This window comes from Pseudoalteromonas sp. SM9913 (genome assembly GCF_000184065.1).
GTDB classification, from domain to species: domain Bacteria; phylum Pseudomonadota; class Gammaproteobacteria; order Enterobacterales; family Alteromonadaceae; genus Pseudoalteromonas; species Pseudoalteromonas tetraodonis.
Genome location: NC_014803.1, coordinates 2748133 through 2766543 on the forward strand (window position 1 = coordinate 2748133; position 18411 = coordinate 2766543).

An 18411-nucleotide genomic window follows, 5' to 3' on the forward strand; every position below is an offset into this window, starting at 1 on the left:
TAAAAACCTATCAAGGTAAATCTATTTAGGAACACCATGTCATATTTGTCATTATCTAACACTAGTTTAGTTGCGATTGCTATTAGTTTTGTGGTTATTTGTGTCATCATCATCAGTTTAAGAATTGTTACTCAAATAAAAGCAAAACAAGCACTTAAAGAAGAATTGGCGCAACATGATAACTTTGCAATGGGGATTAGTTTTGCCTCTGAAATATCTGTTGTTATAGCCACCATGGCGTTTTTATTTGATGAAATTAGTATTAGCACCGCACAATCAAACCCATTAAAAGTGATTTTGTTAATTGTGCTGCTCTTTTCATTTATTAAAATGGGGCATTTAATCCATCGTAAATGGATATTACGCCGCTTTAATGAAGAAGCCGCAATACTAAAGCAAAACGTCTGTGCTGCGCTGGTTGACTCGGGGATGCTTATTGCTAATTGTATTTTAGCGCTGGGTTTATATACATGGACACATACTCAGGGGTTTAGTAATTTATTAATTGCCTCAGTAAGCTTTTTTGTGTTGCAAGGAATGTTTGCTTTGGACAGTAAAATACGTGAATACCGCTTTGCTAAAGCAAATCAAGGCGCCTCATTGCAAAGTAATTTTGGCTTAGAAAATACCTCTATTGGTATTCGCTATGCGGGTAAGTCAATTGGATTAGCACTTGCGGCGTATGCTGGTTTATCTAGTGCGGCCTTTCAAAATGGTAAAATGGTAGAAAACTTATTTACCTTGGTAATGCATTGCGGTGTGATGTGGCTGTTACTATACTGTTTAACGTATATTATAAAAATTATTTCAATGCCTAATATCGACACCGCACTTGAAGTCGATCATCAAGATAATATTGGTATTGCGTGTATTGAATTTGCTGTATTTTGTGCTATTGGTTACTTACTTATAAGTATGTTTTCAATTTAGTACCAAACTGGTTAAATTAAGCCGTTACTAAACGTCCCTATTTAATAGTCTGGTAAATTAACAGGGACTTTAGGCATATGGAAATAAAAACAGCGAGTTATCTCTTAATTGATATAGACAACGAGTTTAGCCATTCATTTATTAAACACTATATAAACTCAAATGATCCAGCTAAAAAAGACATCGTTATTGCCGGAGCTAATACCCAAAAGCTGGTTAAAATGATGTTTGATGAACTCGTTAAAGATTATTGCTATTGCGATATTGAAAACGAAATAAGCATTTCTGAGCTGGCCAGCTACCTACACGAACACCACAATATTCAGGGGGTACTGTTTAACCAAACAGATTACTTGCTCGCCGATGATACACAGCGCTTTATTTATAATTCACTGCATGAAAAACGCTATATGGTTATTCAAACAGATCAAGGGTATGAAATTAAGCCCATAAAAGATGAATGCCATTCAAACCATTTATCGTGTGATACCGACATAGCTCAAACTGCACAAGAGTTAACAGAGCTTTTAACCCCCGAATATGAAAAATAAATAATTGCACCCAAGCCTTTGCTTACTTACCATAGAGAGATATAACTTCTATGTAAAAAAGTGATTTGCCATGCGAGTGCCCCATATTTATCAATCATCACCGATTGCTCTCAACACCCCTTTAAATCTTGACGATGACGCTGCAGGCCATGTAGGTCGTGTGCTACGAATGAAAGTGGGCGAGCAGGTTTCTATGTTTAATGGTGAAGGGGGTGAATTTCTCAGTGAAATTATTGAAGTGAGCAAAAAAACCGTTGTTGTTATGCCCCTTGAATTTAATCCTCATGACGTTGAATCGCCATTAAAGATTCATTTAGGCCAGTGTGTATCCCGTGGTGATAAAATGGATTTTACCATTCAAAAGTCGGTTGAATTAGGGATCACTGAAATAACACCTATTTTTAGCCAGCGATGCGGCGTAAAACTCAGTGGCGACCGCCTAGAAAAAAAACACCAGCAATGGCAAAAAATAGCCATTGCTGCTGCAGAGCAGTCTGGGCGTAACTTTGTACCAATCATTAATCCTCCCGTAGATTTAAAACACTGGCTTGAACAGCAAACCGATGCAATTAAATTAACCTTACACCCGCGCGCCGAGCACAGCATTAAAACCATTACTGTTCCTGATGGTGGCGTGCGATTTTTAGTGGGCCCTGAAGGGGGATTTACCGATGATGAAATGGCGCAAACTAAACAACAAGAATTTGTAGATATTCGCTTAGGTCCGCGAGTACTTCGCACAGAAACAGCAGCGTTAACCGTTTTAAGTGCACTGCAATTACAATTTGGCGATTTAGCTAATTGAAATAACTAAAAGCACCCACATATCAAGATTACAGTTGTAAAAAACACATAAATTAAGGCACAGCGCATGGCAATTAAGTTAGGTATTATTTCAGATCCTATTAGTGGATTTAATATTAAAAAAGACACCGGTTTTGCAATGATGATGCAAGCACAAACCCGTGGCTACGAAATTTACTACATGGAAATGGATGATTTATCGCTGCGTCAAGGCAATGCCTACGCCACTGCAGCCAAAGCTCAAGTTTTTGATAACGCTCAAAAGTGGTACCAACTTGAAGAAAAAGAAACCATAGCGCTGGCTGATTTAGACGTTATTTTAATGCGTAAAGATCCGCCTTTTGATACTGAATATATTTACGCAACGTATATTTTAGAGCGTGCAGAACAAGCAGGCACATTAGTGATTAATAAACCACAAAGCTTGCGCGACGCCAATGAAAAACTCTTTACAGCTTGGTTTAGTGAACACACGCCAGATACATTAGTAACACGCAGCCAAAAACAAATCCGTGAGTTTTTAGCCCAGCATAAAGATATTATTTTAAAACCGCTTGATGGCATGGGTGGCGCCTCTATTTTTAGAGTAAAAGCCGATGATGCTAATATAGGCGTAATATGCGAAACCTTAACCGAGCATGGTAGCCGCTTTGCCATGGCGCAAAATTATATCCCAGAGATCACTCAAGGCGATAAGCGCGTATTGGTTGTTGATGGTGAAGTGATTCCTTATTGCTTAGCGCGTATTCCACAAAATGGCGAAACACGCGGTAATTTAGCCGCAGGCGGTCGTGGTGAAGCCCGCCCAATTAGCGAATCAGATCTTAAAATTGCAAAGGCGGTCGCCCCTACTTTGAAAGAAAAAGGCTTAATATTTGTAGGTTTAGATATTATTGGTGATAAGTTAACTGAGATTAACGTAACAGCGCCAACCTGCGTAAAAGAAATTGAAGCCGCTTACGATATTTCAATTACCGGCATTTTATTTGACGCCATAGAGAAAAAGCTTAATAAATAAATTATCACTGAATCAGTTCAAAGATATAAAGCGATGACGCTTATCGTGTCATCGCTGAAAACTCGAATAAATTTTTAGTGTTAAAACATGGGACTATGCCATACTCAAGATTCAATAACTAAAAGGGTAAAACTTATGCAGTCATTAGAAAATCACTTTTTAATCGCAATGCCATCAATGCAAGACCCTTTTTTTAAACGTGCCGTCACTTATATTTGTGAACACAACGAAGAAGGCGCTATGGGATTGGTGATCAATCAGCCGATTGATGTCACCGTAGGTGAGTTACTCGACAAAATTGATATTGATAACGATAAATCTCAACATGCCGCGCAAGTGACTGTGTTTGCTGGCGGGCCGGTAAAAACAGACCGTGGCTTTGTGCTACATTCACCTAAACCTGGGTACTCGGCAAGCCAAAAGTTGAGCAGTGATATTATGATCACAACCTCAAAAGATGTGTTAGCCACGTTAACCACAGCCCAAGCACCCGAGCAATTTATTATTACTTTAGGCTACTCCGGTTGGGAACAAGGCCAATTAGAGCAAGAGCTATTAGACAATAGCTGGCTGATCATTAAAGCCGATCCTAAAATAATTTTTGATACTCCAGTAGAAAAACGCTGGGAAATGGCAGTCTCTATGCTTGGTTTTGATATTGGCCAATTAAGCCCCGAAGCCGGACATGCTTAATAACATAAAAGATATACATGACTAAAAAAACAGTAAAGCCGCAGGGTGAGCGCACCGTTATGGGATTTGACTTTGGTACCAAGAGTATTGGTATTGCTATTGGTCAAGAGCTCACTGGCAGTGCGACCAGCTTAAAGGCGGTGAAAGCCCAAGATGGCATCCCTAATTGGGATGACATTGCTGTGCAAGTAAAAGAATGGCAACCCGATTTAATGGTTGTCGGGTTACCGCTAAACATGGATGGCACCTCACAAGAGGTTACCTTTAAAGCTAAAAAATTTGCTAATCGTTTGCACAACCATTACGGCATTGCAGTTCATACTCAAGATGAACGCTTAACTACCGCTGATGCTAAAGCACGGTTATTTGAACGTGGTGGCTATAAAAATTTAGGTAAAGGTAACGTAGATAATATGTCTGCGGTGATCATTCTAGAGAGCTTTTTTGAAGCCAGTTATGGTGAATAAAGAACTTAACCCACATAAAAAAAGCGCCTAAGGCGCTTTTTTTATGTGGGTTAAGACTAAGTCATATTGCCTTTGTCATCAAGGCCATCAATGGTCACACCTTGTAAGAAGCCTGCGCCTTGTTGCTCGTTATTACGTAGTTTAATCATCAAGCGTAAGTCATTTGGCGAATCCGCATGATGCAGCGCATCGGCATAATTAATACGTTGCTGTCTGTAAAGCTCAAACAGCGCTTGGTCAAAGGTTTGCATGCCCATCTCTGTTGATTTAGCCATGGTTTCTTTAATGCCACCAATATTACCGTTTTTAATTAGCTCACTGACCATTGGCGTATTAAGTAATACCTCAATGGCAGCAACACGCCCTTCCCCATCAGAGGTAGGAATAAGTTGCTGAGCAATGATAGCGCGTAAATTTAATGCTAAGTCATATTTAAGCTTATCGTGCTTTTCTTTTGGTACTAAGTGCATAATGCGGTCAATAGCTTGATTAGCATTGTTAGCATGCAAGGTGGCAACACATAAATGACCCGTTTCTGCAAAGCTCAACGCATATTCCATGGTTTCTTGCGAACGAATTTCACCAATTAAAATAACATCAGGCGCTTGGCGCAAAGAGCTTTTAAGTGCCGATTCAAAGCTTTCAGTATCTAAACCCACTTCACGTTGGGTAATAATACTTTTTTGATGTTCATGCACAAATTCAATCGGATCTTCTATGGTTAAAATATGCCCACGTTGATTGCGATTTCTATAACCAATAAGTGCCGCCAAAGACGTTGATTTACCGGTTCCCGTACCACCTACAAATAACACGAGTCCGCGCTTTGACATAATCACATCGGTCAATGCAGAGGGTAATCCAAGCTCTTTAACATCGGGTATTTTAGTGACAATTCGACGAATAACCATGCCCGCTCTGTCGCGTTGCCAAAAAGCCGAAATACGAAAGCGCCCTTCGCTAGTTGCAATCGCAAAGTTACATTCTTTAGTGTTATGAAACTCTGCTTTTTGTTTTTCACTCATCGCTGATTCGACTAACTCTAGCGCTTGCTCATCTGTTAATTTATCGTCATTAAGAGGAGTTAGCTCGCCGTTAATTTTAGCGCTAATAGGAAGTTGGCTCGATACAAATAAATCAGAGCCTTTTTTGTCGATCATTATTTGTAAAAAGTGATTTAAAGATAAAGTCATAATAATTCCTTAAGCGCTAAACTGCGTCTTATCTTGCGCTTTTGTATACGCCGCTGAGTGAGTGATAATGCCACGGTTAACTAAGCTTGTTAAACATTGATCCATGGTTTGCATGCCTTGCGACGCACCTGTTTGAATTGATGAATACATTTGTGCAATTTTATCTTCACGGATTAAGTTACGAATAGCAGGCGTTGCCAACATAATTTCGTGTGCAGCCACTCGCCCTCCCCCTACTTTTTTTATCAGTGTTTGCGAAATAACTGCACGTAATGACTCAGAGAGCATAGAGCGGATCATATCTTTTTCTTCGCCAGGGAATACATCAATAATACGGTCAATGGTTTTAGGTGCAGAGGTCGTATGCAAAGTACCAAACACCAAGTGACCGGTTTCCGCAGCGGTCATAGCAAGGCGAATAGTTTCTAAATCTCGTAACTCACCCACTAAAATAACATCAGGGTCTTCACGGAGTGCGCTGCGTAGTGCGTTAGAAAAGCTATGTGTATCACGATGAACTTCCCGCTGATTAATTAAGCTGAGTTTATTATCGTGAACAAATTCGATAGGATCTTCAATAGTCAGCACATGATGATGCTTAGTTTGGTTAATGTAATCGACCATCGCCGCAAGCGTGGTCGACTTACCTGAACCTGTAGGGCCCGTGACTAACACTAGGCCTCGTGGGTTATCTGAAATTTGTTTAAATATTTCAGGTGCGCCTAAATCTTCAAGAGTGAGTACGTCACTCGGGATAGTACGAAACACAGCAGCAGGGCCACGATTAGAGTTAAAGGCATTTACACGAAAACGTGCTAAATTAGGGACTTCAAAAGAAAAATCCACTTCGAGATTTTGTTCATAGTCCTTACGCTGGTTATCGTTCATAATGTCATAAACCAGACTGCTGACTTCTTTATCTCCAAGTGCTGGTATATTAATACGTCGCACATCGCCATCAACACGTATCATAGGTGATACCCCTGATGATAAGTGCAAATCTGATGCTTTATGTTGCACACTAAATGCCAATAATTCGGTGATATCCATTTATGACTCCACAACTAACTGATAAATATATGGTTACAATAGCAGAACGACTCACATCCGCCTACGCTAGAATTGCAGAGGCAGCGCACAAAGCACAACGTAATAGTAACGATATTACGTTACTTGCAGTATCTAAAACCAAACCCGCTACTGATATTATGGCAGCTTATGAGCAAGGGCAACGTCAATTTGGTGAATCTTATGTTCAAGAGGCTGTAGATAAAATAGCGCAACTAGACACATTTAGCGATATTGTTTGGCATTTCATTGGCCCTATTCAGTCAAATAAAAGTGCTTTAGTCGCTGCCAATTTTGCTTGGGTGCAAAGTGTAGACAGACTTAAAATAGCCAAGCGATTAAACAGTCAACGACCTGAGACAATGCCACCACTGAATGTACTTATTCAAGTGAATATTAGCGAAGAAGAAGCAAAGTCTGGTTGTCACCCCAATGAAATCACTGAGCTGGCGCAATATATAGATCAATGTGCCCATTTACAGTTGCGCGGACTGATGGCTATTCCCGCTAAAAGTGACGATACAAACACGCAAATTCAATATTTTGAGCAATTACAAACTTGCTTTGATAAACTACAGACCCAATATCCTCATATAGATACGTTGTCGATGGGGATGAGTAACGATGTAGAAGCTGCCATAGCGGCAGGTTCAACCATGGTGAGGATCGGCACAGATATTTTTGGAACACGAACTTAAAAGGTGATAACAGACATATGTCAGATAAAAAAATCGCATTTATAGGCACAGGTAATATGAGCTACGCCATCATTGGTGGCATGGTAAAAAACGGCTTTAACGCAAATAATATTATTGCGACTAACCGCAACCAAGAAAAACTAGCTAAGGTAGCTGCCGATTTCAAAGTGCAAACCACCAGTGACAATAACGAAGCTATGCGCGATGCCGATGTCATTGTTTTGTCTGTTAAACCACAAATGATGGGCGATTTATGCCAATCATTTCAAGATTCAGGTGTCGACTTTAGCGATAAATTATTTATCTCAGTCGCGGCAGGCTTAACCGTTAAGCGCTTACGTGAAATGCTTGGTCAAGATGTAAAAATGGTACGTTGTATGCCAAATACGCCATCATTACTTGGCCGTGGTGTATCTGGCTTATATGGTGCAGGCGAAACCCAAAGCGAGCATGATTTTGTACAGCAAGTATTTGAATGTACAGGCATCGTTGTATGGGTTGAAAAAGAGTCGCAAATAAACGACGTGATTGCTGTTACCGGCTCTTCACCGGCTTACTTTTTCTTATTTATGGAAGCCATTGAAGAAAAAGCCAAAGCGCTTGGGTTTAGTGATGAAGACGCACGCCGCTTAGTGCAGCAAACCGCCCTTGGTGCAGCTGAAATGGCACTTAGCCAAACTGATATTAGCATTTCACAATTACGTTCAAATGTGACATCAAAAGGCGGTACCACGCATGCAGCCGTTGAGCATTTAAAAGCACAAGGTTTAACTAAAACCGTAGGCGATGCAATGGATGCGTGTATTGCGCGTGCAGTGCAAATGGAACAAGAACTTTAAAACCATTTTTTATTGAAGGTTATACTATGAATGCCATGCAATTTTTAATTAGCACCTTGTTTGATCTATTTTTAATGGTGGTACTACTGCGTTTCTGGCTACAGTGGGCAAAAGCCGACTTTTACAACCCAATGAGCCAATTTGTGGTCAAAGCCACTTCGTTTGCAGTTAACCCGCTGCGAAAAATCATTCCAGGGCTAGGCGGGCTTGATTTAGCCTCTTTGTTGCTGGCATTTATAGTGGCTGCGGCAAAAATAAGTACCCTAATGTGGCTGATTTATAGCTCTTGGGCTATTCAGCCTGTGCTTATACAGGCGCTAATAACTGTTTTAAAAGAAGGTTTAAATTTAGTCTTTTGGGTATTAATCATCCGCGCTATTTTAAGCTGGGTAAGCCAAGGCTATAACCCAATTGAAGCGGTATTCCATCAGCTTACTGAGCCAATGTTAAAGCCCATCCGTAAAATTTTACCGCCATTAGGGGGATTAGATTTATCGGTACTGGTACTAATCATCGGCATTCAGTTTTTACAAATGCTGCTAATGGACCTTTTAGCTTAAGCATAACGTAATATAAAAGAGGCCTAGTGCCTCTTTTTTACATACTCAGGAGTTAACCATGCAACGTTTAATAAAGTTTTGTTTTATTGCTTGTCTCGCCTTAGCATTTAATGCACACAGCGCACAAGAACAAGGCGCTCAATATAAAGAACTAGGCCCTTGGCAAGTTCATTATATAGCCTTTCCATCAACGTTTATTCAGCCACAAATAGCCAAAACATATGGCTTGGAACGCAGCGGCTACAAAGGTATTGTTAATATTTCCATCTTAAAAAATGATACTGATAAAACAGCGCAAAAAGCGACATTACAAGGCACCGCTAGAAATTTATTAGGCAATAAACAAAGCCTCAACTTTAAAGAAGTGGTTGAAGGCGATTCTGTTTATTACCTAGCACAAGTAGATTACACTAACGAAGAAATTTTACGTTTTGAAATTGAAATCCAACAAGGTAACCAGTTCCAAACATTAAAGTTTCAGCAAAAATTTTACGTAGATTAAATATGACCAACACCTTAGTACTTGCAACCGGCAATCCCGGCAAAGTAAATGAGCTGGCTAACATGCTCAGCTCGCTTAATATTAATGTAGTACCACAAAGCGACTTTAACGTGAGCGAAGTGGCCGAAACAGGCACCACGTTTGTAGAAAACGCGATAATTAAGGCGCGTCATGCAGCTAAAATAACTGGATTACCGGCTATTGCTGATGATTCGGGATTAGAAGTTGATAGCTTAAATGGCGCACCCGGCGTTTACTCTGCCCGCTTTGCAGGTAAAGGCGCAAGTGATCAAGATAATATCGATAAATTACTGGCTGATTTAGGCGATAACCCTAACCGCCGTGCTCGTTTTTGGTGTGTATTGGTACTGATGCGTCACGCCGACGACCCTACCCCACTTATTTGCAGTGCTAGCTGGGAGGGCGAAATAACCCTTAGCCAACACGGTGAAGGTGGCTTTGGCTACGATCCTATCTTTTTTGTGCCATCAGAAAATTGCACCAGTGCAGAGCTGACAAAAGCGCAAAAAAATACCCTAAGTCATCGTGGGCAAGCACTTAAAATGTTACTGCAAGAGCTACAACACAAAGGCGGCCTGTGAACCTTCCTCCACTAAGTTTATATGTGCATGTGCCATGGTGCGTGCAAAAATGCCCGTACTGCGACTTTAACAGCCACGGACAAAAAGGTGACATCCCTGAAGCTGAGTATGTACAGCATTTAATCGACGATTTAAAAGCTGATTTACACTTAGTACAAGGGCGTAAAATTCACAGTATTTTTATAGGTGGCGGCACACCAAGCCTATTAACCGGCGCGGCATACACCCGTTTACTCAAGGAAGTAGATAGCCTAATTGGCTTAAGCGATAACTGTGAAATAACCCTTGAAGCAAATCCCGGCACAGTAGAAACTGGCCGTTTTAAAGATTATGTAAAAGCAGGCATTAACCGTATCTCTATCGGCGTGCAAAGCATGCAGAACGATAAGTTAAAAGCCCTAGGTCGAATTCATGGTGCCGATGAAGCCAGTTATGCTGCACAGCAAGCCAGTGAAGCAGGGTTAAATAGCTTTAACCTTGACTTAATGCATGGCTTACCAGGGCAGTCTCTTGATGATGCACTGAGTGATTTAAAACAAATTATTGCGCTCAATCCACCGCATATTTCTTGGTATCAGCTCACCATTGAGCCCAATACGCAATTTGCTTCAAAACCGCCGACTTTGCCACAAGATGAAACCTTATGGGATATTCAAGAGCAAGGCCAAGCATTATTAGCACAAGCTGGCTATCAGCAATATGAAATATCAGGGTATGCAAAACCTGGCTATCAATGCCAACATAACTTAAATTATTGGCGGTTTGGCGATTATCTTGGCATTGGCTGCGGCGCTCATGGTAAGGTTACTGATGCGAAAACGGGGGTGATAACACGCACTGAAAAGGTAAAACACCCTCGGGGCTATATGGATATTATTAAACCCTACTTGTACAAAAGCTGGCAAGTAGAGCAAGACGACTTAGCGTTTGAATTTTTTATGAATCGCTTTCGTTTAATAGAGCCATGCCCTATAAATGATTTTAATGCGCTGACGCAGCAACCACTGCAAAGCCAACAGCATGCACTAGATAAAGCCATTAATGCCGGTTTACTAACAAAAACAGACAGCCACTGGCACGTTACACTCCAAGGGCAACGTTTTTTAAATGATCTACTTGCGTTATTTGTTTAGTGACAATAATAGGTTTCTAACAACAAAAGGGAAACGAATGCGTAAACTTACTCTAATTGCTGCCACCATTAGTGTGGCACTGCTTGCAGGTTGCCAACAAGCAACACAACAATCAACGCCTGCACCTGCGGTTCAAGCTCAACCTGTTCAAAGTGAAATTGACAAAGCGAATGCTTTTTTTGAAGACACTTTTAATCGTGATGTAATGAGCAGCCCGGTTTATCAAACCTACATGGGCATCAAAAAAGATTACGATAAATGGGATGACAACAGCGAAGAAAAAGCCCTTAGAGACTTGGCACAAGCTAAAGCCGATTTGGTCACACTCAACAGCATTAATCGTGCGCAATTAGATACAGCAACCCAAGTAAGTTATGATTTAAAAAAACAAGATTTAGAAGCCAGCATTGCTGATTTCAAATGGCGTTACCACAACTACCCTGTAAACCAAATGTTTGGTACGCACTCTATGGTGCCGGCTTTTTTAATCAACCAGCATCAAATTAGCAACGTAAAAGAAGCTAACGATTACATTGCTCGTTTAAATGGGGTACCGGGTGTATTTGATCAGCTTATTACTGGCTTAGAAATTCGCGCCGATAAAAACATCATCGCGCCTAAATTTGTATTTCCACACGTCATTGATTCAAGCAAAAACATCATTAAAGGTGCGCCGTTTGAACAAGGTGAAGATTCTACGCTTTTAGCTGACTTTAAACGCAAAGTTAATGCCTTAGAAATAGACCAAGCTGAAAAAGATGCACTTATTAGTAAAGCGACTGAAGCATTAAAAACAGCGGTTAAACCTGCTTACTCTAAGTTAATTAACTACATTGCACAGCTAGAAAAACGTGCTGATGACCGTGACGGTGCTTGGAAATTCCCTGATGGCGAAGCGTTTTACAATAACGCACTGAAACGCACCACCACGACAGACCTTACAGCAAAAGAGATTCATGCCATTGGCCTTGCTGAAGTATCACGTATTCATGATGAAATGCGTGCCATTAAAGATAAAGTCGGCTTTGAGGGCGACTTAAACGCCTTTATGCAGTTTATGAAAACCGACAAGCAATTTTATTTAGCTAACACTGAAGCTGGTAAAGCACAGTACCTAAGTGAAGCTAAAGGTTTAATTGATAACATGAAAACACGCTTAGATGAGCTGTTTATTGTAAAACCAAAAGCCGACATGATTGTAAAACGTGTTGAAGCATTCCGTGAAAAAGCGGCAGGTAAAGCGTTTTATCAACAACCTGCGCCAGATGGTTCTCGCCCAGGTATTTACTACGCCAACCTATACGACATGGAAGCAATGCCTACTTACCAAATGGAAGCCTTGGCTTATCATGAGGGGATTCCGGGTCACCATATGCAAATTGCCATTTCACAAGAACTTGAAGGTGTACCTAAGTTCCGTAAATTTGGTGGTTACACAGCCTACATTGAAGGCTGGGGGTTATACTCAGAATTACTACCAAAAGAAATGGGCCTTTACGAAGACCCGTATTCAGATTTTGGTCGCTTAGCCATGGAATTATGGCGTGCATGTCGTTTAGTGGTTGATACCGGTATTCACGCAATGAAGTGGACTCGTCAAGAAGGTATTGATTACTACGTTAACAACACCCCTAACGCCACTTCTGACGGTGTAAAAATGGTTGAGCGTCATATTGTAATGCCATCTCAAGCAACGGCTTACAAAGTAGGTATGCTGAAAATTTTAGAACTACGTGAAGATGCTAAAATGCAACTTGGCGATAAGTTTGATATCCGCCAGTTCCACGATGTAGTGCTTAAAAATGGCCCTGTACCATTAAACGTACTAGAAAACTTCGTTAATGAGTGGATTGCCAGCAAACAAGCTTAATTTTTAAGTATTTACTTAAAGGTTATAAAAGGTCGCAATTGCGGCCTTTTGTTTTATAAAGCAAAAAATTAAGCTAGGATAAAGTTGGAATTCAAGGAGAACAGAATGGATCTAAGCATACAGCTACTCAATGCGCGTATTAAACAACAGCAGTTTGATGAGCTAGATAACGATTTTAAAAAGCTCACTGAGGCACAGCAAGTAATACAGCTTAATTACCTGTTTGAAAGTGCGCTACGCATGAGTATTAAATACGATTTTATGCAAAACATCGCCGTGCGTATTTTAACCACTAATACGCCACCAGCGCCGTTTATTGAAAAACTAACCAGTTTAGACGCGCTGAGTTTTTTTACGCCTGCACTTAAATTAAATAAGGGATTTATTAGTACAGACGACTCTGGCAATAACGCCCTGCATAATGTATTTAAGCAAGCAATGCCCACACAACTGCCTTTTAACTATGTTCGCTCGTTAATGTTATTTGAATCTAACGAAGAGTTACTACATGCATTAGCACATACAAATAAGCAAGGGCTCACTCCGGTTGCCAGTTACATCGCCTATGCACATAAGCCAAACATTCCGGTAAAACATGAATTTTCGGCCTTGCTCGCATTAATGGAAATAGAGCAAAAACAAAATCCTGCAGCAAAATTACAAATACTTGAGGCATTAAAAAATAATCCCCCAAGCGAGATAACCTTGCTACTGAGCGCCGCTTATTTACAGCGCTCTACTGAACAAGTGGCGGCTCTAATCTGATAAGTAATATTCTACGCTGGTAACAACACGTACGTTTTTAATTTGCGGCGTGTTTGAATCCCGATCGCTAATGCTAAACTGCCCTTGGCGAGCGGTTTTAATTTTACCTAAGCGTGAATTTGAATCTTTAGCAAACTTATCTGCCACTTCTCGGGCTTTTTCTGTGGCTTCTTGCACCATGGCTGGTTTTATATCGTTAAGCCCAGTAAAAATATACTCAATACGGGTTTGATAGTTGTCTTGCACAATAGCTATATTTTGTTTAGCTAGCTGACTCACTTTGCTCAGTGCGTTTTTAACTTTATCAGGAGCATTGGAGTAAACAATAATATTTGAGCTAATAACATACCTAAACTTTTGGTTATCATTCGCGTATTCACGGGCTTGCTTATCAATAATAGATTGAGTACCTGTCGATATTTCTTCATCATCAAAGCCGTGTAACTTTAAAAAAGCAATCACCGCATCATTTTTTTGCTCAACTCGCTCAACAAGCTTTTCAAGATTGTTGTCGGCATCGTTAAACTGCAAAGGCCAAATAACGGTATCAGCCACAACTTCACGTTCAGCTAACCCTTTTACCTGCACCGTGCGCTCCATCCCTTTAATATCAAGCGCAGCCCCTTTTATAATAAAACCCAATGCAATTAGGCCAATGCTTAAACACGCCGCTGCCATAACAACGCTTAAATTCGATATTTTATTCACCTTAGTCTCCTTGATTAGGGTCTGTTGACCTTTGCGGATTAAAACTTGTTCAAACTAGGGGCGATTTAATCGCGGCGCGAGGTTTGTAACCTAGTGGGCTAAGTAAAAACCGAGCAACAAAGAGTAAATCGCCCCTAGGCAGAACCCTTCGGGCAGCGCCTGTTTGGCATTTATGCTGCGTTATCGCCTATTTATGGGGAATAACCACACCACATAGGCTCTGCCTTGCCTAAATACCAAACAGACTGCTGCAAGTTTAACCTTGAAAGGTCAACAGACCCTAATATCAATAATAAGCACGTTCACGCTCGAAAAAACACAATAAACAGGTTACATTGAGAAGGTATAGATAGCAAAACTTAATCAGCCAAGGAAACGCAATGAGTCTAAAACGTATTAGCCAGTTTTTTAATCCAAGCTCAGTCGCTGTTATTGGGGCATCAAACACCCCTACTCGGGCTGGTAATGTGGTAATGCGTAATTTATTACAAGGCGGGTTTAAAGGGCCCATCATGCCCGTTACACCCAATCATACTGCAGTGCATGGCGTATTGGCTTACCCAAGTATTGAAGCTCTCCCCAAAGTACCTGATTTAGCCGTTATCTGTACCAATAAAAATACCTTAATGAAAATTATTGAGCAGCTAGGTACGCTTGGGTGTCATAGCGCTATTATTATTGCTGATGGCCTAACAAGTACTCAAAAACAAGAACTTAAAGATAACGCTGCAAACCATAAAGTGACGCTGCTTGGCTCAAATTGCTTAGGGTTACTTATTCCGCATATAGGTTTAAACGCGAGTTTTTCGCACACTGTTGCCACGCCAGGTAAACTGGCTTTTGTGTCGCAATCAGCGGCTGTTTGTTCAACGATTCTTGATTGGGCTAAAAATAAAGAAATTGGCTTTTCATACTTTGTATCTATGGGAGATTGTTTAGATATTGAGTTTGACGAAATACTCGACTTTTTAGGCCGCGACGCTAAAACCAAAGCTATCCTACTTTATATAGATAACATTAATGATATTCGCAGCTTCATTTCTGCCGCGCGTGCGGCGGCATTTTCTAAACCCGTTATTGCTATTAAAACGGGCAGAACCAGTGCTGGCGCTCTCGCTGCTGAAATACACACCGGCGGAAAACAAAGCTCAGATGCAGTATATGATGCCATGTTTCAACGTGCAGGGATGTTGAGAGTAAATGATTTGCGTGAACTCTTTGCCGCCACTCAAACCTTGGCAATGCACCCCAAATTACTGCAAGTAGAGCAGCTAACTATATTAACTAATGGCGGCGGCCCTGGAGTGATGGCCGTTGATGAACTTATTCAAAGCTCAGGTAAACTTGCTCAGCTTAGTGATGAAACGCGCGAAGCACTCAATAAAGTGATCCCACATTCAGACACAACATCAAACCCTGTCGATATATTTGGCGATTCTGCGCCAGTGCGTTACAAACACGCATTAGAAATACTGCTTAATGCTAAAGAAGTTAAAAACTTACTGATCATTCATACTCCATCGGCATTGGCCCCGAGTGAAAATTACGCTCAGGTTATTGTTGAGGCACTGAACAAATTACCAAAAATGGCACGTCCGTATGTGATCACTAATTTCATGGGAGAAGATGCCGCCTTCGCAGCCAGACGCATCTGCGCAAATAACGCCATTCCGACCTATCGTACCCCAGAAGGCGCAGTAGGTGCCTTTATGCACTTAGTAAGCTATCGTCGTAACCAAAAACATTTAACCCAAACGCCAGAATCAAACACCGATGATGCGACTATTAATAAAGTAGCAGCGAAAGCAGCTATTAAAGAGTTTTTAAATGATGAGCAACATTACTTATCAACCCATCAAGCGAGTCAAATTTTAAGTAGCTACGGTATAGACTGTATCCAAACTGAAGTAGCCTACACCCCTACTGAGGCAAAAGAGCAAGCAATAGAGCTAGGTTTTCCGGTCGCATTAAAGTTGATGAGCCCCAGCATTCCCTCTAAGTCTGAAGTCGGTGGCGTAGTACTCAACCTCAATGATGCGCAAGAGGTAGAACAAACGGCATTTGCCATGCTGTTAAGAATAAAAAACACCTACCCTGATGCTATTATTGATGGCTTTTCGTTACAAAAAATGGCGCCTAGAGCAGGTGCCAATGAGCTGCGCATAGCCATTAAAACAGAGCCTAATTTTGGGCCAGTTATTTTATTAGGTGAAGCTGGCACAGGGCTTGAGTACGCGCAAGCCGCAGTGGCCTTGCCACCACTGAATATGAACCTAGCTAAATATTTAATTGCCGCGGCCCATGATAAGGGAGTCCTTAAAGATCGCATTCTGCCAGAAAAAGTAGATAAATATCGTTTATGTGCGCTACTGACCCGAATTTCTCAACTCGTTGTTGATCAACCCGATATCACCTCATTAGAGCTTAATCCTATTTTAGCCAGTAATGGGCAGTTTTTAGTCCTTGATGCCACCATGAACCTAAATCAGTATCAGGTTCAGGCGCACCGAAAACGTTTATCAATCCGCCCTTATCCTATTGAGCTGGTTGAAACGGTGACCCTAAAAAATAAGACCTTAGCAACGCTCAGACCAATCAAACCAGAAGATGAGCAGGCACATCAAGAGTTTGACCGCTCCTTAAGCAAAGAAGATAGATACAAGCGCTTTTTTGGTGAATTGCCACAATTTAACCATGATCAACTCGCTAAAATGACGCAAATTGATTACGACCGCGAGATGGCATTTATTGTTACCCAAACACAAGACGAGCAACAGCACACATTAGGGGTTTCGCGAGTGATTATGGATCCCGATAACTTACAAGCAGAGTTTGCCATTGTGGTACGTTCTGATTGCCAAGGACTTGGGTTAGGGCGTATTTTAATGAACGCGGCTATTTCTCACTGCAGACGCCAAGGCGTGAAAACGGTTGAAGGTATCACCCTGCCAGAAAATACCGGCATGATTGAGTTGGCTCGTAAACTCGGGTTTAAAATAAGTCGTGATTTTGAAGAAGGCAGTATCAATATGCTGCTCACATTGTAATAGGTACTATGCGTAAACTAAGACAAACCATAAACCAAGTATTTGAAGCGTCAGGTAAGTATCAGCGAGCGGGACACATTTTAGATGTCATACTGATCAGCATAATTATGATTAATGTGGTGGCGATTGTGCTTGAGTCGGTGCACAGCATCGCAACCGAGTACTATAGCGAGTTTTTAATCTTGGAGCTGGTATCAGTGGCTATATTTAGTGCTGAATACCTAATACGTGCTTGGACTTGTGTCGATCGCGTAAAGTACGCCTCCATGAATTGCTCAAACACACAAAAACGGATTCGATATATTTTATCACCTCTGGCAATTATCGATTTAATTGCCATTTTGCCTAGTTTATTAATGTTTTTCTTTGCTATCGATTTACGTTTTTTACGGGTACTGCGGTTGTTGCGGGTATTTAAGCTCACTCGTTATTCTCGAGCAATGCAATTGTTATTGCAGGCGTTTATTGATGAGTCGAGTTCATTACTGGCGGCATTTTTTATTATGTCTGTGTTACTTATTTTAGCCTCTTGCGGTATTTATTTATTAGAGCACGACATTCAACCAGACAAGTTCGGCTCTATTCCTGCAGCCATGTGGTGGGCAATGGCAACCCTAACTACGGTTGGTTATGGCGATGTTGTGCCTATAACGCCTATTGGTAAACTATTTGGTGGCGTAATTACTTTGGTGAGTATGGGGATGGTTGCCATACCAACCGGTTTATTAGCGTCGAGTTTCTCAGAGCAAATACGCAAACGTCGCCAGCTATTTGAAGATGCCACCCACGAGAAAATAACCGATGGTAAGCTCACTGATGAGCAGATGCATCACCTTGAGGAGTTACGCTACAAACTAGGGCTAAGTAAACTAGAGGCCAATAAAGCAATAAAAGCAGAGCTAAATAAACGCAGCTCACACTTATTTTGCCGTCACTGTGGTAAGCGTCCTTAATAAAATAATG

19 protein-coding genes are annotated in these 18411 nt (G+C 41.1%); 16 read left to right on the top strand and 3 right to left on the bottom strand.

All coding sequences use genetic code 11. The annotated features are described in order from the left end of the window. Positions 1 to 36: 36 nt before the first annotated feature. The 6 genes from PSM_RS12605 (at position 37) to ruvX (ending at position 4463) form a co-directional block, all read left to right on the top strand. Positions 37 to 930: a DUF350 domain-containing protein gene (locus PSM_RS12605; protein WP_013465844.1), complete on the top strand. Its 894-nt coding sequence runs from the start codon at positions 37 to 39 to the stop codon at positions 928 to 930. A 77-nt stretch (positions 931 to 1007) separates the two neighbouring features. Then, the gene (locus PSM_RS12610) at positions 1008 to 1481 is read left to right on the top strand and encodes a hypothetical protein (RefSeq protein WP_013465845.1); all 474 of its coding nucleotides are present in this window, start codon (positions 1008 to 1010) and stop codon (positions 1479 to 1481) included. Between the two features lie 70 nt (positions 1482 to 1551). Further along, complete coding sequence (gene rsmE, locus PSM_RS12615) at positions 1552 to 2286, top strand: 16S rRNA (uracil(1498)-N(3))-methyltransferase (RefSeq protein WP_013465846.1); 735 nt, start codon at positions 1552 to 1554, stop codon at positions 2284 to 2286. A gap of 66 nt (positions 2287 to 2352) precedes the next feature. Beyond that, entirely contained in the window at positions 2353 to 3303 is a 951-nt protein-coding gene (gene gshB / locus PSM_RS12620) for a glutathione synthase (protein ID WP_013465847.1), read from the top strand. 135 nt (positions 3304 to 3438) lie between these two features. Next, the gene (locus tag PSM_RS12625; RefSeq protein ID WP_013465848.1) at positions 3439 to 3996 is read left to right on the top strand and encodes a YqgE/AlgH family protein; all 558 of its coding nucleotides are present in this window, start codon (positions 3439 to 3441) and stop codon (positions 3994 to 3996) included. 17 nt (positions 3997 to 4013) lie between these two features. Next, a complete protein-coding gene (gene ruvX / locus PSM_RS12630) occupies positions 4014 to 4463 on the top strand; it encodes a Holliday junction resolvase RuvX (protein ID WP_013465849.1) in 450 nt (149 codons plus the stop codon). Positions 4464 to 4519: 56 nt separating this feature from the next. Here the strand turns inward: ruvX and PSM_RS12635 are convergent, their stop codons facing one another. Together PSM_RS12635 and PSM_RS12640 are read right to left on the bottom strand one after the other, a co-directional pair. After that, positions 4520 to 5656 (bottom strand): PilT/PilU family type 4a pilus ATPase, encoded by a 1137-nt coding sequence (locus PSM_RS12635; protein WP_013465850.1) that lies wholly within the window; start codon positions 5654 to 5656, stop codon positions 4520 to 4522. A 9-nt stretch (positions 5657 to 5665) separates the two neighbouring features. Next, entirely contained in the window at positions 5666 to 6706 is a 1041-nt protein-coding gene (locus tag PSM_RS12640; protein WP_013465851.1) for a type IV pilus twitching motility protein PilT, read from the bottom strand. Positions 6707 to 6708: 2 nt separating this feature from the next. On the opposite strand from PSM_RS12640, the gene PSM_RS12645 reads away from it, so the two are divergent. The 8 genes from PSM_RS12645 to PSM_RS12680 all read left to right on the top strand — a co-directional run bounded on the left by PSM_RS12645 (position 6709) and on the right by PSM_RS12680 (position 13693). Continuing rightward, positions 6709 to 7422, top strand: a complete 714-nt coding sequence (locus PSM_RS12645; RefSeq protein ID WP_013465852.1) for a YggS family pyridoxal phosphate-dependent enzyme — start codon at positions 6709 to 6711, stop codon at positions 7420 to 7422. Between the two features lie 17 nt (positions 7423 to 7439). Then, positions 7440 to 8261, top strand: a complete 822-nt coding sequence (gene proC / locus PSM_RS12650; RefSeq protein ID WP_013465853.1) for a pyrroline-5-carboxylate reductase — start codon at positions 7440 to 7442, stop codon at positions 8259 to 8261. A gap of 26 nt (positions 8262 to 8287) precedes the next feature. Continuing rightward, complete coding sequence (locus PSM_RS12655; protein ID WP_008113334.1) at positions 8288 to 8821, top strand: YggT family protein; 534 nt, start codon at positions 8288 to 8290, stop codon at positions 8819 to 8821. A gap of 58 nt (positions 8822 to 8879) precedes the next feature. After that, positions 8880 to 9323, top strand: coding sequence for a DUF4426 domain-containing protein (locus PSM_RS12660; protein WP_013465854.1), 444 nt, complete (start codon positions 8880 to 8882; stop codon positions 9321 to 9323). Between the two features lie 2 nt (positions 9324 to 9325). Next, positions 9326 to 9925 carry an XTP/dITP diphosphatase gene (locus PSM_RS12665; protein WP_016900586.1) on the top strand — a complete coding sequence of 200 codons (600 nt, stop codon included), beginning with the start codon at positions 9326 to 9328 and terminating at the stop codon, positions 9923 to 9925. Continuing rightward, positions 9922 to 11058, top strand: coding sequence for a radical SAM family heme chaperone HemW (hemW, locus tag PSM_RS12670; RefSeq protein ID WP_013465856.1), 1137 nt, complete (start codon positions 9922 to 9924; stop codon positions 11056 to 11058). Before PSM_RS12665 ends, hemW begins: the two co-directional genes overlap by 4 nt. Before the next feature lie 37 nt (positions 11059 to 11095). Then, a complete protein-coding gene (locus PSM_RS12675; protein WP_013465857.1) occupies positions 11096 to 12928 on the top strand; it encodes a DUF885 domain-containing protein in 1833 nt (610 codons plus the stop codon). Positions 12929 to 13033: 105 nt separating this feature from the next. Then, entirely contained in the window at positions 13034 to 13693 is a 660-nt protein-coding gene (locus PSM_RS12680) for a hypothetical protein (protein ID WP_013465858.1), read from the top strand. Here PSM_RS12680 and PSM_RS12685 read toward each other — a convergent pair. After that, positions 13685 to 14401, bottom strand: coding sequence for an SIMPL domain-containing protein (locus PSM_RS12685; RefSeq protein ID WP_013465859.1), 717 nt, complete (start codon positions 14399 to 14401; stop codon positions 13685 to 13687). The two genes, PSM_RS12680 and PSM_RS12685, sit on opposite strands and share 9 nt — an antisense overlap. Positions 14402 to 14781: 380 nt before the next feature. Between PSM_RS12685 and PSM_RS12690 the strand changes: the two genes are divergently transcribed. Together PSM_RS12690 and PSM_RS12695 are read left to right on the top strand one after the other, a co-directional pair. Further along, on the top strand, positions 14782 to 17448 hold the full coding sequence (locus PSM_RS12690; RefSeq protein ID WP_013465860.1) for a bifunctional acetate--CoA ligase family protein/GNAT family N-acetyltransferase: 2667 nt from the start codon (positions 14782 to 14784) through the stop codon (positions 17446 to 17448). A gap of 8 nt (positions 17449 to 17456) precedes the next feature. Next, a complete protein-coding gene (locus tag PSM_RS12695; RefSeq protein ID WP_013465861.1) occupies positions 17457 to 18401 on the top strand; it encodes an ion transporter in 945 nt (314 codons plus the stop codon). The last annotated feature ends 10 nt before the right edge of the window (positions 18402 to 18411 follow it).

Coding starts and splice junctions, on each gene's coding strand:
- PSM_RS12605 (WP_013465844.1), top strand. CDS start 37: ATGTCATATTTGTCATTATCTAACACTAGTTTAGTTGCGATTGCTATT.
- PSM_RS12610 (WP_013465845.1), top strand. CDS start 1,008: ATGGAAATAAAAACAGCGAGTTATCTCTTAATTGATATAGACAACGAG.
- rsmE (WP_013465846.1), top strand. CDS start 1,552: ATGCGAGTGCCCCATATTTATCAATCATCACCGATTGCTCTCAACACC.
- gshB (WP_013465847.1), top strand. CDS start 2,353: ATGGCAATTAAGTTAGGTATTATTTCAGATCCTATTAGTGGATTTAAT.
- PSM_RS12625 (WP_013465848.1), top strand. CDS start 3,439: ATGCAGTCATTAGAAAATCACTTTTTAATCGCAATGCCATCAATGCAA.
- ruvX (WP_013465849.1), top strand. CDS start 4,014: ATGACTAAAAAAACAGTAAAGCCGCAGGGTGAGCGCACCGTTATGGGA.
- PSM_RS12635 (WP_013465850.1), bottom strand. CDS start 5,656: ATGACTTTATCTTTAAATCACTTTTTACAAATAATGATCGACAAAAAA.
- PSM_RS12640 (WP_013465851.1), bottom strand. CDS start 6,706: ATGGATATCACCGAATTATTGGCATTTAGTGTGCAACATAAAGCATCA.
- PSM_RS12645 (WP_013465852.1), top strand. CDS start 6,709: ATGACTCCACAACTAACTGATAAATATATGGTTACAATAGCAGAACGA.
- proC (WP_013465853.1), top strand. CDS start 7,440: ATGTCAGATAAAAAAATCGCATTTATAGGCACAGGTAATATGAGCTAC.
- PSM_RS12655 (WP_008113334.1), top strand. CDS start 8,288: ATGAATGCCATGCAATTTTTAATTAGCACCTTGTTTGATCTATTTTTA.
- PSM_RS12660 (WP_013465854.1), top strand. CDS start 8,880: ATGCAACGTTTAATAAAGTTTTGTTTTATTGCTTGTCTCGCCTTAGCA.
- PSM_RS12665 (WP_016900586.1), top strand. CDS start 9,326: ATGACCAACACCTTAGTACTTGCAACCGGCAATCCCGGCAAAGTAAAT.
- PSM_RS12675 (WP_013465857.1), top strand. CDS start 11,096: ATGCGTAAACTTACTCTAATTGCTGCCACCATTAGTGTGGCACTGCTT.
- PSM_RS12680 (WP_013465858.1), top strand. CDS start 13,034: ATGGATCTAAGCATACAGCTACTCAATGCGCGTATTAAACAACAGCAG.
- PSM_RS12690 (WP_013465860.1), top strand. CDS start 14,782: ATGAGTCTAAAACGTATTAGCCAGTTTTTTAATCCAAGCTCAGTCGCT.
- PSM_RS12695 (WP_013465861.1), top strand. CDS start 17,457: ATGCGTAAACTAAGACAAACCATAAACCAAGTATTTGAAGCGTCAGGT.